General features: G+C 60.5%; 14 protein-coding genes and 1 pseudogene. 7 read left to right on the top strand and 8 right to left on the bottom strand.

Going from position 1 to position 14,312, the window contains the following annotated elements; all coding sequences use genetic code 11:
* From ACZ445_RS09165 to fabB, 4 genes are all read left to right on the top strand, one after another.
* On the top strand, positions 1-930 hold the full coding sequence (locus tag ACZ445_RS09165) for an ABC transporter substrate-binding protein (RefSeq protein WP_179028795.1): 930 nt from the start codon (positions 1-3) through the stop codon (positions 928-930).
* Positions 927-2,828 carry an ATP-binding protein gene (locus ACZ445_RS09160; RefSeq protein WP_058427189.1) on the top strand — a complete coding sequence of 634 codons (1,902 nt, stop codon included), beginning with the start codon at positions 927-929 and terminating at the stop codon, positions 2,826-2,828. The genes ACZ445_RS09165 and ACZ445_RS09160 overlap by 4 nt, the downstream gene beginning before the upstream one ends.
* A gap of 249 nt (positions 2,829-3,077) precedes the next feature.
* Positions 3,078-3,593 (top strand): 3-hydroxyacyl-[acyl-carrier-protein] dehydratase FabA, encoded by a 516-nt coding sequence (gene fabA, locus ACZ445_RS09155; RefSeq protein WP_010211704.1) that lies wholly within the window; start codon positions 3,078-3,080, stop codon positions 3,591-3,593.
* An 11-nt stretch (positions 3,594-3,604) separates the two neighbouring features.
* Positions 3,605-4,825, top strand: coding sequence for a beta-ketoacyl-ACP synthase I (fabB, locus tag ACZ445_RS09150; protein WP_017134470.1), 1,221 nt, complete (start codon positions 3,605-3,607; stop codon positions 4,823-4,825).
* A 178-nt stretch (positions 4,826-5,003) separates the two neighbouring features.
* Here the strand turns inward: fabB and ACZ445_RS09145 are convergent.
* Both ACZ445_RS09145 and ACZ445_RS09140 read right to left on the bottom strand, forming a co-directional pair.
* Positions 5,004-5,129: pseudogene (locus tag ACZ445_RS09145) on the bottom strand (hypothetical protein); the annotation flags it as partial.
* Positions 5,130-5,204: 75 nt separating this feature from the next.
* Positions 5,205-6,227, bottom strand: coding sequence for an amidohydrolase family protein (locus ACZ445_RS09140; protein ID WP_058427879.1), 1,023 nt, complete (start codon positions 6,225-6,227; stop codon positions 5,205-5,207).
* 140 nt (positions 6,228-6,367) lie between these two features.
* Between ACZ445_RS09140 and ACZ445_RS09135 the strand changes: the two genes are divergently transcribed.
* Complete coding sequence (locus tag ACZ445_RS09135) at positions 6,368-6,784, top strand: OsmC family protein (RefSeq protein ID WP_058427880.1); 417 nt, start codon at positions 6,368-6,370, stop codon at positions 6,782-6,784.
* A 64-nt stretch (positions 6,785-6,848) separates the two neighbouring features.
* On the top strand, positions 6,849-7,715 hold the full coding sequence (locus ACZ445_RS09130; protein WP_058427881.1) for a pirin family protein: 867 nt from the start codon (positions 6,849-6,851) through the stop codon (positions 7,713-7,715).
* A gap of 97 nt (positions 7,716-7,812) precedes the next feature.
* On the opposite strand, the gene ACZ445_RS09125 is transcribed toward ACZ445_RS09130, so the two are convergent.
* The 4 genes from ACZ445_RS09125 to ACZ445_RS09110 all read right to left on the bottom strand — a co-directional run bounded on the left by ACZ445_RS09125 (position 7,813) and on the right by ACZ445_RS09110 (position 11,521).
* Positions 7,813-8,535 (bottom strand): dienelactone hydrolase family protein, encoded by a 723-nt coding sequence (locus ACZ445_RS09125; RefSeq protein ID WP_464708223.1) that lies wholly within the window; start codon positions 8,533-8,535, stop codon positions 7,813-7,815.
* A 66-nt stretch (positions 8,536-8,601) separates the two neighbouring features.
* Entirely contained in the window at positions 8,602-10,506 is a 1,905-nt protein-coding gene (gene htpG / locus ACZ445_RS09120) for a molecular chaperone HtpG (RefSeq protein ID WP_464708222.1), read from the bottom strand.
* Between the two features lie 89 nt (positions 10,507-10,595).
* A complete protein-coding gene (locus ACZ445_RS09115; protein WP_058427883.1) occupies positions 10,596-11,048 on the bottom strand; it encodes a PaaI family thioesterase in 453 nt (150 codons plus the stop codon).
* A complete protein-coding gene (locus ACZ445_RS09110; protein WP_464708221.1) occupies positions 11,045-11,521 on the bottom strand; it encodes a PaaI family thioesterase in 477 nt (158 codons plus the stop codon). The genes ACZ445_RS09115 and ACZ445_RS09110 overlap by 4 nt, the downstream gene beginning before the upstream one ends.
* A 156-nt stretch (positions 11,522-11,677) precedes the next feature.
* Between ACZ445_RS09110 and ACZ445_RS09105 the strand changes: the two genes are divergently transcribed.
* On the top strand, positions 11,678-11,920 hold the full coding sequence (locus ACZ445_RS09105; protein WP_058427885.1) for a hypothetical protein: 243 nt from the start codon (positions 11,678-11,680) through the stop codon (positions 11,918-11,920).
* Between the two features lie 91 nt (positions 11,921-12,011).
* Here ACZ445_RS09105 and ACZ445_RS09100 read toward each other — a convergent pair whose 3' ends face one another.
* Together ACZ445_RS09100 and brnQ are read right to left on the bottom strand one after the other, a co-directional pair.
* The gene (locus tag ACZ445_RS09100) at positions 12,012-12,749 is read right to left on the bottom strand and encodes a DUF599 domain-containing protein (protein ID WP_071489580.1); all 738 of its coding nucleotides are present in this window, start codon (positions 12,747-12,749) and stop codon (positions 12,012-12,014) included.
* Between the two features lie 142 nt (positions 12,750-12,891).
* Positions 12,892-14,205, bottom strand: a complete 1,314-nt coding sequence (gene brnQ / locus ACZ445_RS09095; protein ID WP_058427887.1) for a branched-chain amino acid transport system II carrier protein — start codon at positions 14,203-14,205, stop codon at positions 12,892-12,894.
* Positions 14,206-14,312 lie beyond the last annotated feature (107 nt).

Below are 14,312 nucleotides of genomic sequence, written 5' to 3'. Positions count from 1 at the left end.
ATGGGCGACTCGTCACGGATGACCTGCTTCTTTATCACCACGCTCTGGCGACGCGTTGTGCTGCTCGCTTGCCTTCTATTCGCCGCGCCGGCCTGGAGTGCCGAGATCCTGCTGACCGCCGCCGAAGACAGCGCCGGTGTGCAGGCCTTCGCCCAGGCCCTGGCCCAGCAACGCCCCGAAGACCGCGTCACCTTCACCCCGCTCAAAAACCTGCCAGCCCCTGGTCGACTCCCGGCCAACACACGCCTGATCCTGCTCGACCTGCCCGGCCTCGACTGGCGCCTGCAGGAAACCCAGGGCCCGCCGACCCTCGTCCTGCGTATCAGTCGGTTACAGGCCCATCAACGCCTGGGCAGCACACCTCACCCGCACATCAGCCTACTGTGGAGCGACCCACCGCTGGAGCGCCAACTGCGCCTGACCGCCGCCATCCTGCCCCAGGCGCGGCGCATCGGCGTGCTGTATGGCGCCGACAGTGAGTTCCTGCTGCCCGAACTGCGCCAGCACGCCACCCCCCTCGGCCTGGAAATCGTGCCACAGCTCTGGGACAACATTAATGACAGCCGCCCGCTGCAAAACCTGTTCAGGAACAGTGACGTGCTGCTCGGCCTCGATGATCCGCAGTTGTACAACCCGAAAACCGCGAAGAACCTGTTGCTGAGCAGCTATGCCCAGCAATTGCCGCTGGTGGGCCCGAATGCAGGCTTTGTGCGGGCCGGCAGCCTGGCCAGTACCTACAGCGACCAGGCCGACTGGCTGGCCGTGCTAGACCGTTTGCTCGACCACCCGCCGGCCAACTGGCCGCGCTCGCTGTACCCGGAACACTTCAAAGTCGTGGGCAACCCGCAAGTCGCGCGCTCACTGGGGATCGAACAGGTGGACGAAGCCGGCGTCGCGATCCGCTTGGCCGAAGGAGAAAAACGCCCATGACCTTGCGCCGTCGTTGGGACATCAACACCCGCACCCAGCTCATCACCCTGGGCCCGGCGCTGTTGCTGACGTTGCTGTTGATCAGCTTTTTCACCTTCGTGCGGATCCAGGACCTGCGCCAGGAACTGGACCACACCGGCCAGTTGATCGCCAACCAACTGGCGCCCGCCACCGAGTACGGGGTGATCTCCGGCAATAACGAAGTGCTCGACAGCCTGCTGCGCGCCACGCTTGCTACGCCCCATGTGCGGTTCCTGGAGATCCAGGACAGCAGTGAGAACATTCTGGTGTATGTCGAGCAACCGTCGGAAAAACACGACCGTTCGTTGTCGGTCAAAGTGTTCCAGGCACCGATTCGCCTGCAACACATCCAGTTGGGCAATGATTTTTTCCAGGACAACCTCAACGAACCCAAGGCACCACGGGCCGACTACCTGGGCCGGGTGATCGTCGGCATGTCCAACGACGCATTCAGCCAGCGCCAGCAGGAGATCCTGTTCAAGGCCGGCATCCTGGCGCTGTTCGCCCTGCTGTTTACCTTCCTGCTTGCGCGGCGCCTGGCCGCCAGCCTGTCGCAGCCGATCAGCGCCATGGGCCACGCCGTAAAAGCCATCCAGCAAGGTGACTACAAGACGCCGTTGCCGATCGTGGACGACTCGGAACTGGGCGACCTGTCGCGACACATCAATAACCTGGCCGAAGGCCTCAACCAGGCCAGCCGCGAACAGCAGCAGGCCATGGCCCAGTTGATCCAGACCCGCGAAGAGGCCGAGCGCGCCAACAACGCCAAGTCGGACTTCCTGGCGATGATGAGCCATGAGCTGCGCACGCCCATGAACGGCGTGCTGGGCATGTTGCAGCTACTGGAAACCACCGAGATGACCGAGGAGCAGACCGAGTACGCGGCGCTGGCCTCCGAGTCCACCGAGCACTTGCTCAAGGTCATCAACGACATCCTCGACTTCTCGCGCATCGAACGCGCGGCCCTGGAGCTGGAGCATATTCCGTTCAACCTGGCGGACCTGATCAACAGCTGCGCCCAGGCATTCCAGCACAGCGCACAGCAGCGCGGGCTGGCATTGAAACTGTCGATTCCACCAGGGTTGGACGCCTTGCGCGTGCAGGGCGATCCGACGAGAATCCGCCAGATCCTGGTGAACCTGATCGGCAACGCGCTGAAGTTCACCGAGCAGGGCAGCGTCAGTGTCGAACCCCATTGGCAGACCCTCGACCATGAACTGGTGTGGTTCACCTGCACCGTGCGCGACAGCGGCATCGGGATTTCCACCGAACGCCTGGAGTTGATGTTCGACGCGTTCCAGCAGGCCGACAGTTCCATTTCAAGACGTTACGGCGGCACCGGCCTGGGCCTGCCCATCGCCCGTACCCTGGCCGAACGCATGGGCGGCACCCTGCGCGCGCAAAGTGAAGAAGGCCGCGGCTCGGTGTTTACCCTGGAAATCCCCCTGGCCATCGACCAGCAGAGCGTGCCGGCCATCGCGCAAGGCGCCGACGGCAAAGCCAACGCCGGCGATGGCCGCCATGTATTGCTGGTAGAGGACAACCCGGTCAACCGCACCGTGGTCGAAGCCATGTTGCGCAGCCTGGGCTTTGAAGTGAGCCTGGCGACCGACGGTGCCGAGGCGATCCGCAGTGCCGAGAGCCTGATTTTCACCGCGATCCTGATGGATTGCCGGCTGCCGTTGATCGACGGCTACGAGGCCACCCGGCAGATCCGCCAACTGCCGGGCTGCGCCGACCTGCCGATCATCGCCCTGACTGCCAACGCGTTGCAGGGCGACCGTGAAGCCTGCCTGGCAGCCGGAATGAACGATTACCTGGCCAAGCCGTTCAAACGCACGGATTTGCAGCAAATCCTGCAGCGCTGGGTGCAATAGCGCCGCGCCATCAGCCAACTCCGACTGGCGTGAAAGACGAAAGTGCGGCAGTCTTAGGCACCCGAACGGGCCTATAAACAGGCCCGGTTTAAAATTTCAGTGAACAAGTGTACATTCAGTGCCTTGCCGCTGTGACTTTCACTACAACGCAATAGTCTACGTGTAGGCTGCCGACATGAGGCATGAACGCTTCATTCGGTTCGGGAAGATTTGCCCTACCCTGCCGCATGGGATTATTGAGGAGCTCGCATGACCAAACAAAACGCCTTTACTCGGGAAGACCTGCTGCGCTGCAGTCGCGGTGAGCTGTTCGGCCCAGGTAACGCGCAACTGCCCGCCCCGAACATGCTGATGGTGGATCGCATCACCCATATCAGCGAAGAGGGTGGCAAGTACGGCAAAGGTGAATTGGTCGCCGAGCTGGATATCACCCCGGACCTGTGGTTCTTCGCCTGCCATTTCGAAGGCGACCCTGTGATGCCGGGCTGCCTGGGCCTTGACGCGATGTGGCAGCTGGTCGGTTTCTTCCTGGGCTGGCAAGGCCTGCCGGGTCGCGGTCGCGCCCTGGGTTCGGGCGAAGTGAAGTTCTTTGGCCAGGTCCTGCCGACCGCCAAGAAAGTCACCTACAACATTCAGATCAAGCGCGTCCTCAAGGGCAAGCTGAACCTGGCCATCGCCGATGGTTCGGTGAGCGTCGACGGTCGCGAGATCTATACTGCCGAAGGCCTTCGGGTCGGCGTATTCACTTCCACTGACAACTTTTAAGGGTTATCCGCATGCGCCGCGTCGTTATCACTGGTCTGGGCATTGTTTCTTGCCTGGGCAATGACAAAGAGACCGTCACCGCTAACCTGCGTGCAAGTCGCCCTGGCATCCGCTTCAACCCGGAATATGCCGAAATGGGTCTGCGTAGCCAGGTTTCCGGCTCCATCGACCTGCCCCTCGAAGAGCTGATCGATCGCAAGATCTATCGCTTCGTCGGCCACGCTGCCGCCTACGCCTACCTGGCGATGAAAGACGCGATCGCCGACTCCGGCCTGAGCGAAGACCAGGTATCGAATGTACGCACCGGCCTGATCGCCGGCTCCGGCGGCGCATCGACCCTCAACCAGATGGAAGCGCTGGACATCCTGCGCGAAAAAGGCGTGAAGCGCGTTGGCCCGTACCGTGTCACACGGACCATGGGCAGCACCGTTTCGGCCTGCCTGGCCACGCCGTTCCAGATCAAGGGCGTGAACTACTCGATCTCCTCCGCATGCGCCACCAGTGCTCACTGCATCGGGACTGCCGTTGAGCAGATCCAGCTGGGCAAGCAAGACATCGTGTTCGCCGGCGGCGGTGAAGAAGAACATTGGAGCCAGTCGTTCCTGTTCGACGCCATGGGTGCACTGTCCACCCAGTACAACGAAACCCCGGAAAAGGCCTCCCGCGCCTACGACGCCAAGCGTGACGGTTTCGTCATTGCCGGCGGTGGCGGCATGGTGGTGGTCGAGGAGCTGGAGCACGCCCTGGCCCGTGGCGCCAAGATCTACGCGGAAATCGTCGGCTACGGCGCGACCTCCGACGGCTACGACATGGTTGCCCCAAGCGGTGAAGGCGCCATCCGTTGCATGCAGATGGCCATGTCCACCGTGGACACCCCAATCGACTACCTGAACACCCACGGCACCTCGACTCCGGTCGGCGATGCCAAGGAAATGGAAGGCGTGCGTGCGGTATTCGGCGACAAGGCTCCGGCCATCAGCTCCACCAAGAGCCTGTCCGGTCACTCCCTGGGCGCCGCCGGCGTTCACGAAGCGATCTACTGCCTGCTGATGATGGAAGGCAACTTCATGGCCGGCTCAGCCAACATCGACGAGATTGATCCGGTTGTGGCGGATATGCCAATCCTGACCAAGACCGTCGAGAATGCAAAAATCGACACCGTGATGAGCAACAGCTTCGGCTTCGGTGGCACCAACGCCACCCTGGTGCTGAAACGCTGGCAGGGTAAGTAAGACCTGTAGCTTGAGCGCATGAAAAAGCCCCGACTGGTTCGGGGCTTTTTTATGGGCTGAATTTTTAGTGGCTGGGAGGGCCTCATCGGGGGCAAGCCCCCTCCCACATTTTGAATGCATTCACAAATCAAAGGTGGGACGGGGTTTGCCCCCGAAAGCGCCGCCTTGGCGCCCGGCCCTACACCGAAAACCGCGCCACCATGGTGTTCAGGTCCACCGCCAACCGCGACAACTCCTGGCTCGCCGCACTGGTCTGGTTCGCCCCTGTCGACGTCTGCTGCTCCGATGCGCTGGCAATCACCAGCGCTGCATCCAATTGCAGCTGGCTCTTGAAAGGTATTGGCGCAATCTGGGGTTTGCGTAAGATCAAAACGCGATATCAGCGTGGCGCCCCAACGCGATGGGCTTTAGGCAGGATGGCCAGGAAATTGTCGCGTGCCACTTTGTGTGCAACGTCCTCAGGCAGTGCATCGAGGAAAGGCTCGAAGCGACGCATTTCCTTACCTAGCTTGTTGAAACGCCCGACGACGTCCGAGCCCAGCATGAACCGCTCCGGGAAGCGCTCCACCAGCTTTACCCACTCAGGACGTGGCCGTCCCGAGTCATCCAGCAAATACGGCGTAAGCATGCTCCAGGACAGGTCAATGTACAGGTTGGGGTACGCCTCCAGCATGCGGCTCAAGGTGGGCAGCAAAAAGTCCATCTGCACCTGGTGACGGTGGATTTCCTTGCTGGTGCCGGCATGGGCCCAGATAAAGCGGGTGTGCGGATGGTTGCGCAGTGGCTCTTCGACTTCAGCCAGGTACAGCGGGTTGCGCTCGCGTTTGGAGGTAATATTGGAGTGCAGCATCACCGGCAGATCATTTTCCGCCGCCAGGTGATAAATGCGGGTCATGGCTTCGTTATTGGCCCGTGGTGTATCGCCGGCGGTGATGGCCGTGAGGTCGTCATGACGGGTAAAGACCTCACCGATGCCCTGCCACAGCCCTGGATTGAGATCGAGCATACGTTGGATATGGGCGTCCGAGTTCTTGTCGTTGGGGTTGAAGCCGGACAGAAACGGATGAAAGTGCTCGCGCTGCTCAGGGGTCAGTTTGTTGACCGCTGCGGCCACGATCACATCGGTCGCGCTGTACCAATAGGCGTCGGCGTCGTCACCGGCGTAGTAGCGCGGGCGCTTGGGTTCGTCCTCGTGCCATTTCTTCGCGACCGGAATGCCGGAAATCATTACATGTTCGATGCGGTTGTCGGCCATGGCCTTGAGCAGCTTGTCCATGCCTGCAGTTTCCTGGAAGAAATCCACGTAATGCAGGTGCGCATCGCTGTAGGCATAGTCGCGGGCTTGCACGGCAAGGCTGCTGGCGGCGAGCAACAGGGCAAGGGTCAGGCGAGTCCAGGGCACGGTAACACCTCGATAGGGGCTGATACGGGTAGACCTTGGACGCCTTGCCAGGGTTCATCCGGCAAAAAACGCGGAACATCGAAGTGCCAGCATGCTCTATAACTGCATGACCTTCATCCCGCCACCCTGTGAGGTTTGCCATGCCTGTTACCGTAAACACCCTGAACCAGGACAACTTTCGCCATAGCCTCAACATCAACAACCATGAGTTGTTCACCGACCTGCCCAAGAGCCTGGGCGGCGACGATTCGGCGCCCTCCCCCCATGACTATTTCGACGCGGCCCTGGCCTCGTGCAAAGCCCTGACCCTCAAGCTCTACGCCCAGAAAAAAGGCATCCCACTCACCGGCGTTACCGTGGAGGTCACGCATGACGCCGCCGAAGAGCAAAAGGGCAAATACACGCTCAACGTCAAGCTGACGCTCAAGGGCGTGCTCACCGACGAACAGCGCGATGAACTGCACCGCGTAGCGGATCGCTGCCCGGTGCACAAGCTGATGACCACCGCCGAGATCAGCATCGACACCAAATTGTCGGAAGGCGCCTTCAGCCAATAGCGGCAACCTCCCGTGGAGCGGGTTATGCTCAGCAGCATCCAACCCGCTCAGACTGGGACGCACCATGACCACCCTCACCGTGATCCGCCCTCGCCCCGAAGACGTCGAAGGCCAACCGATCCTGCGCCCGCTGCCGTCGCGGGAATGCCGCAGCGTCGGGCCTTTTGTGTTTTTCGACCATATGCTGCTGACACGCTACGCGCCGGGTCACGGCATGAATATCCGTCAACACCCGCATATCGGGCTGTCGACCCTCACGTATCTGTTTGAGGGCGCATTGCAGCACAAGGACAGCCTGGGCTCGGACCAGGTGGTGCAGGCGGGTGATGTGAGCTGGATGACCGCCGGCAGCGCGATTGCCCACGTCGAACGCACACCCGAGCCGCTCAAGGCCAGTGGTTTCAGCCTGCATGGGCTGCAAGTATGGTTGGCTTCACCCAAAGACCACGAGACGGGGCCGGGGCATTACAGCCATCACCCGGCGGCGAGTCTGCCGGTCAGTGACAACCTGGGTGTAGAGATACGACTGATCGCAGGTGACGGGTTCTGCCTCAAGTCGCCGGTGCCGGTACTGTCGCCTACCTTGTATGCCGAGGTGCAGATGCAAACGGCCACAACCCTGCTGATTCCGGATGAGCATGAGGAACGCGCGGTGTATGTACTGGAGGGTGACGCTCAGTTGGACGGCGAGACGCTTGAAGTCCACAGCCTGGTGGTCTTGCCCGCCGGACAGGAGATGACGCTGTTCGCCGAGAGCGATTGCCACTTGGTGGTATTTGGCGGCGCGCCGCTGGATGGGCCGCGGCGGATCAACTGGAATTTTGTCGCGAGTGACCCGGCGGTGATCGAGCAGGCCAGGCAGCGCTGGGCGGCAGGGGATTGGCCGAGGGTGCCGGGGGAGTCTGAAAGGATTGAGTTGCCAGTGAGATAGCCATCGAGGGCCAGCCCCCTCCCACATTTGATCAGTGATTGCATCCAAGTGTGGGAGGGGGCTTGCCCCCGATTAGGCCCGGACAGGCGCTGAAGAATCAGCCCTTGAACACTTCATCCAGCAAGTTGTACATCGACTGGAACGCGCGCTTGGCGGTCTTGGCGTCGTACATCATCTTGCCCGGCACATTCGCATGGGGGTCGGTGAAGGAATGTACCGCGCCGCCATAGCTCAGCAATTGCCAATCCACGCCGGCCGCGTTCATTTCATCTTCGAATGCCGGCAGTTGCGCCTTCGGCACCAATGGGTCGGAAGCACCGTGCAGGACCAATACTGAACCCTTGATGTGCTTGGCGCCGTCCGGGTTCTGGGTGTCGATGGTGCCGTGGAACGAGACGGCCGCCTTCAACGGTGCACCGGTACGTGCCAGCTCCAGCGAGCAGAAACCGCCAAAACAGAAGCCGAAGGTCGCAAGCTTCGAGGTATCCACCTCGGCCTGACCCTGCAGTTGCTCAAACGCCGCTTGCATGAGTTTGAGCAGCTTCGGGTTGTCGTTCTTCAACGGCATCATCGCAGCGCCGGCTTCATCGCCATTCGACGGGCGTACGGTCTGCCCGTACAGGTCGGCGATCAGTACCACGTAGCCCTTGCCGGCCACACTTTTGGCGATCTCTTCGGCACCCGCACTCACCCCCATCCAGTTCGGCGCCATCAACAACCCCGGCAACGGGCCCTTATGATTGGCGTCGAACGCGAGGCGGCTTTCATAAGACTGGCCATCAATCTGATAGACCACGGAACGTACAGTGACTTGGCTCATCATTTACTCCAGTTGAGGTGCGTTAGAACGAAAAAACCCGCCGAAGCGGGTTTTTCTACAGCAGGGTCAAACCGACAGTTCAACCAACAGCTTGTTCAGGCGGCGCACATAGGCGGCCGGGTCTTTCAGGCTGTCACCAGCGGCCAGGGCCGCCTGGTCGAAGAGGATGTGCGACAGGTCACCAAACCGCTCTTCGCTCTGCTCACCATCGAGTTTCTCGATCAGCGGGTGAGCCGGGTTGAATTCGAAGATCGGCTTGGAGTCCGGAACCTTCTGCCCGCTGGCTTCGAGGATCTGGCGCATCTGCATGCCCAGGTCCTGCTCGCCGATGGCCAGGATCGCCGGGGAGTCGGTCAGGCGGTGCGACACGCGCACTTCGCTGACAGCATCGCCCAGGGACGCCTTGATCCGCTCAACCAGGCCTTCTTTGGACTTGGCGACTTCTTCGGCTTCTTTCTTCTCTTCTTCGGAATCCAGGTTACCCAGGTCCAGGTCACCACGGGCCACGTCGACGAAGGACTTGCCGTCGAACTCGTTGAGGTAGCTCATCAGCCACTCATCGATTCGGTCGGTCAGCAGCAGCACTTCGATGCCTTTCTTGCGGAAGACTTCCAGGTGCGGGCTGTTCTTGACCTGCGCGTAGGTTTCGCCGGTGAGGTAGTAGATCTTGTCCTGACCTTCCTTGGCACGCGCCAGGTACTCGGCCAGGGAAACGACCTGCTCGCCGTCTTCACCCTGGGTGGAAGCAAATCGCAGCAGACCGGCGATTTTCTCCTTGTTGGCGAAATCTTCTGCCGGGCCTTCTTTCATGACTTGGCCGAAGTTTTTCCAGAAGCCTTTGTATTGCTCAGGCTCGTTCTTCGCCAGTTTTTCCAGCATGTCGAGTACACGCTTGGTCAGCGCCGACTTCATGGAGTCGATGATCGGGTCTTTCTGCAGGATTTCCCGCGACACGTTCAGAGACAAATCGTTGGAGTCGACCACACCCTTGATGAAGCGCAGGTACAACGGCAGGAAGGATTCCGCCTGATCCATCACGAAAACGCGCTGTACGTACAGCTTCAGGCCTTTCGGCGCTTCACGCTGGTACAGGTCAAACGGAGCACGGGCCGGCACGTAGAGCAGCGAGCTGTATTCCAGTTTGCCTTCGACCTTATTGTGGCTCCAGCTCAGCGGGTTTTCGTAGTCATGACCGATGTGCTTGTAGAACTCCTGGTATTCCTCGTCCTTGATCTCGGTACGCGGACGGGTCCACAGCGCGCTGGCGCGGTTGACCACTTCCCATCCCTGGGCAGGCGCTTCTTCGCCTTCGACGGCCGCTTGTTCTTTCGGCAGCTCGATCGGCAGGGCGATGTGGTCGGAGTATTTCTTGACGATGTTGCGCAGGCGCCAGCCATCGGCGAATTCGTCTTCACCGGATTTCAGGTGCAGCACGATACGGGTGCCACGGTCAGCCTTGTCGACGGTGGCGATTTCGAATTCGCCCTCGCCTTTGGAGGACCAGTGCACGCCTTCGCTGGCGTCGAGGCCGGCACGGCGGCTGAACACTTCAACCTGGTCGGCAACGATAAAGGCCGAATAGAAGCCCACGCCGAATTGACCGATCAGGTGCGAATCTTTCTTCTGGTCGCCCGAGAGGTTTTTCATGAAATCGGCGGTGCCAGACTTGGCGATGGTGCCCAGGTGGGCGATCGCATCGTCACGGCTCATGCCGATACCGTTGTCTTCGATCGTGACGGTCTTGGCGTCCTTGTCGAAGCTCACGCGGATTTTCAGTTCGGCGCCACCTTCCAGCAACTCAGGCTTGGACAGGGCTTCGAAACGTAATTTGTCGACAGCGTCAGAGGCGTTCGAGATCAATTCGCGAAGGAAGATTTCCTTGTTGGAATACAGCGAATGGATCATGAGGTGCAGCAGTTGCTTCACCTCGGTCTGGAAGCCCAGGGTTTCCTTTTGAGTTTCCACACTCATGGTCATCAAACTCCAATTGGATGGCAGTGGCCGCGCCCTAGAGGGTTGGCGGCGGGTTGTCATCAAAGTTGGGGGCTAAGAGCAGGATTTCAAGGGTGGCCTGGTTCCTCGATCTTAAAATGCGCGCGGGCCGTGGCCATGGGCTCTGCCGCCGTACTCTGCCAGGCGGTGATCGCCACGTTCGCCACCCGCCGGCCCTGGCGCCATACCTGGCATTTGGCGTAGGTGTCGCGAAATTGACCGGCGCGCAGGTAATCCAGGGAAAAGTCGATGATTTTCGGGATGCCCGGCGAACCCGTGAACACCAGCAGGTGCAGCGCCGCCGACAGCTCCATGAAACCTGCGATCACCCCGCCGTGCAGCGCCGGCAATATCGGGTTACCAATATTGTCCTTGTTGGCCGGCAGGCGAAACAGCAGCTCATCCCCCAGCCGGGTGCATTCGATGCCGATCAGCTTGGCGTAGGGGATCAGGTTGAGCAGCGCTGCGTAATCACCGCGCCCGTGGGCCTGCTCCAGGCGGGTCTTGAATCGGTGCGTCATGCCTGCTCTCCCTTGATCGTGCTGCCCAGTCCTTGTGTGCCCTTGAGCCGTTTGCCCATGCGCATGAATGTACCGACGACATGGGCGATGGGTTGCTGCGGGTCATCCTGGTAGGCGAAGCCACGGGCGAAGATCACGTCGGTGGTCACCCGGTAGCATTGGGCGAAGCCGTACACCGGTTTGTGTGGGGTAGCGGGATGCATGTAGTCGACACGCAGGTCGAGGGTCGGACAAACCTCGAATTCCGGCAATACGCACAGGGTGGCCATGCCGCAGGCGGTGTCCATCAGGGAGGTCAGCGCGCCACCGTGAATCACACCCGTTTGGGGATCGCCGACCAGATGGCGCGCATAAGGCATGATCAGCGTGATGCCCTCCTCGCTGGCCTGATGAGCGGTAATGCCCAGCACCTGACAGTGGCGCAGGGCCGATACAAAGCGCGTCGCACGCTCTAACAGGGGATTTTCGGTCATTCGTTCCAGACTCTTATTAGTGTTGATCCGCAGAAGCTGCGGCAGGGCAAAAGTTCCTGTAAGTCAGCGATTTATATATCTACCAAATAGAAGGAACTAATGCCGAAGCGCCATGCTCGAAAGGCCAGTAGATATCTTCAATAAGGAGAAACACCCATGCGCAAGACTTTAGCTATTTCCATGATGCTGGCCGCTGCCCTCGGTCTGGCTGCCTGCGACAAGAAATCCGAAGACAAAGCCCAAGACGCCGCAGCCCATTCTGAGCAAGCTCAGAAAGATATGGCCAAGGCTCAGGATAAAGTGAACGACGCTGCGAAAGAAAACGCCGAAGCTGCCAAAGCTCAGGCTGAATCGAACCAGGCCGCCGCAAAAGAAGCAGCACCAGCTACCGGTTCTTGAGACCGCGGTTTGAAGTAGCTTCGCTGCAAAAAGAAAGCCCGCTTAGATAGCGGGCTTTACTTTGTCTGGTGTTTTTTACTTGAGGGGTTGATCAAACCGCTTCTTTAACCGGTTCCGACGGCGGTGTGTCCGTCTGGGTAAACACCATCACTTGCAGCACGTCGGAATGAAACTCCCGCCGATACAGCACCAACACCACCCCAGCGCTCATCAACATGAATAGCCAGGGACTGACAAACCACGCCAGCATGGTCATGCCGAAGTAATAAGAACGCAGGCCAAAGTTGAACTGGTTGGCCGCCATGGAGATGACTCGCGCCGCACGTAGAGCAAATGCCTTGCGCTCCTGCTCCGACACATCCCGCTCGCCGATCATCGGCGCCGAGCCGACCAGCACCGCCGCGAAGTTGTACTGGCGCATGCACCAGCTGAACGTAAAGAACGCATAGACGAACACCAGTGCCAGGCACAGCAGTTTGATCTCCGACATACCTTGGGAAGCCTGTTGCACCATCGGTATGTCCGCCAGCAACGACACTGCCCGCTCTGAAGCACCCAACACTGTGAGAATGCCGGCGAGGATGATCAGCGTGCTGGAGGCGAAGAACGAAGCGTTGCGCTCCAGGTTGCCGATCACACTGGCGTCGGCGATGCGGTTGTCGCGCAGCAGCATGCGGCGCATCCAGTCTTCGCGGTACAGGTGCAGCACGCTGGCAAGGCAGGCCGTGTCGCGGGCCTTCCAAATGGCGTATCGGGTGTAGCCACCCCAGCAAAGGGCGAACCACAGGGCGGCAAGCAGGTGGATCTGATTGGTTTCGATGAACGACATGCGGGTCCTTTGCAGAAAGAGGGCTGAAACGCTTTTGCGTCAGTTCGACGTTAGTGCACAGAAAAAGACACTGCCGTTCACCCATAAAAAAAGCCCCATATCGATTGATACGGGGCATTTCAGTACAGCGGGAAACATGGGTTTATGCGATAGCTTCGCTGCGCTTGCCGAGCATCCGATCAACCCCGAACGCCACGACCAGCGTCATCACCGACGGCACCAGCCAGGCCAGGCCCTGGTCGCTCAACGGCAGGTTCGCCAGGGGCGAAGGCATCCAACCCGCCAAGCCAGCGCCCTTGAGCGCATCGATGCAGCCAAAGATGAACGACACCAGCATCACCGGACCAACGATGCGGCCCTGCTCCTGCCAGAAGTCTTTGCAGAAGCTCAGCGCCACCAGCACGATGCACGGCGGGTAGATCGCGGTCAGCACCGGGATCGAGAAGGCAATCAGCTTGGTCAGGCCCAGGTTCGACACGAACAACGAGAACAGCGCCAGGATCACCACCAGGGTCTTGTAGGACAGCGGCAGGATTTTGCTGAAGTACTCGGCGCAGGCACAGGTCAGGCCCACCGCAGTCACCAGGCACGCCAGGGAAATCAGCACGGCCAGGAAGCCGCTGCCCAGGGAGCCAAAGGTGTGTTGCACATAGGCGTGCAGCACCGCAGCACCGTTTGTGGCACCGGCAGCCACGGCATGGCTGCCCGAACCCAGGCGGAACAGGCTGAAGTACACCAGGGCCAGGCCCACGCCGGCAATCAGGCCCGCAATGATGGCGTAACGGGTGATCAGCTTCGGCGACTCGACGCCACGGGAGCGAATCGCGTTGACGATCACGATGCCGAACACCAGCGCGCCCAGGGTATCCATGGTCAGGTAACCCTGGATAAAGCCTTGGGAAAACGGTGCGGCCACATATTCCGGGGTAGCGACGCCCACGTCACCGGCCGGCAAGGCAAACGCGGCGATGCCGAGGATGGCCAGGGCGATGATCTTCAGCGGCGCCAGGAAGCGACCCACGGTGTCCAGCAGCCGACCTGGGTACAGGGAGACAAAGAACACCACCAGGAAGTACACCGAGCTGTAGAGGAACAGCGCCAGCGGGCTCTCGCCGGTCAGCGGCGCCAGGCCCACTTCGAAGGACACCGTCGCGGTACGCGGGGTAGCGAACAGCGGCCCTACCGCCAGATACGCCGCCGCCGCCAGCAGGCCACCGGCGATCTTGCCGATCGGGCTGCTCAACGCGTCCATGCCGCCACCGACCTTGGCCAGCGCGATCACGGTGACCACCGGCAAGCCCACGGCGGTGATCAGAAAGCCCAGCGCCGCCATCCAGACGTGAGGCCCGGACTGCAAACCAACGATAGGCGGGAAGATGATGTTGCCGGCGCCCACGAACAGGGCAAAGGTCATAAAGCCCAGCGCCAGGATGTCCTGGCTTTTCAACACTTTCATTTGAGGAAATACCACACTACTGAATCGGAATTTAGAGAGGGATTCCCTATGGATGAGGGAAATACTGCCGGCCCTTATGGGAGCCGACCGGTCTAGCGCGGGGCTTC

It is taken from the genome of Pseudomonas allii, assembly GCF_055380095.1.
The sequence above is the reverse complement of the archived record's forward strand: the minus strand, read 5'-3'. Positions and strand labels throughout refer to the sequence as shown.

Bases quoted from the DNA above. Each gene is read 5' to 3' on its own strand.
- ACZ445_RS09130 (WP_058427881.1), top strand. From the start codon at position 6,849: ATGACCACCCTCACCGTGATCCGCCCTCGCCCCGAAGACGTCGAAGGC.
- ACZ445_RS09105 (WP_058427885.1), top strand. From the start codon at position 11,678: ATGCGCAAGACTTTAGCTATTTCCATGATGCTGGCCGCTGCCCTCGGT.
- ACZ445_RS09100 (WP_071489580.1), bottom strand. From the start codon at position 12,749: ATGTCGTTCATCGAAACCAATCAGATCCACCTGCTTGCCGCCCTGTGG.
- ACZ445_RS09115 (WP_058427883.1), bottom strand. From the start codon at position 11,048: ATGACGCACCGATTCAAGACCCGCCTGGAGCAGGCCCACGGGCGCGGT.
- fabA (WP_010211704.1), top strand. From the start codon at position 3,078: ATGACCAAACAAAACGCCTTTACTCGGGAAGACCTGCTGCGCTGCAGT.
- ACZ445_RS09135 (WP_058427880.1), top strand. From the start codon at position 6,368: ATGCCTGTTACCGTAAACACCCTGAACCAGGACAACTTTCGCCATAGC.
- brnQ (WP_058427887.1), bottom strand. From the start codon at position 14,205: ATGAAAGTGTTGAAAAGCCAGGACATCCTGGCGCTGGGCTTTATGACC.
- ACZ445_RS09110 (WP_464708221.1), bottom strand. From the start codon at position 11,521: ATGACCGAAAATCCCCTGTTAGAGCGTGCGACGCGCTTTGTATCGGCC.
- ACZ445_RS09125 (WP_464708223.1), bottom strand. From the start codon at position 8,535: ATGAGCCAAGTCACTGTACGTTCCGTGGTCTATCAGATTGATGGCCAG.
- ACZ445_RS09165 (WP_179028795.1), top strand. From the start codon at position 1: ATGGGCGACTCGTCACGGATGACCTGCTTCTTTATCACCACGCTCTGG.
- fabB (WP_017134470.1), top strand. From the start codon at position 3,605: ATGCGCCGCGTCGTTATCACTGGTCTGGGCATTGTTTCTTGCCTGGGC.
- htpG (WP_464708222.1), bottom strand. From the start codon at position 10,506: ATGAGTGTGGAAACTCAAAAGGAAACCCTGGGCTTCCAGACCGAGGTG.
- ACZ445_RS09160 (WP_058427189.1), top strand. From the start codon at position 927: ATGACCTTGCGCCGTCGTTGGGACATCAACACCCGCACCCAGCTCATC.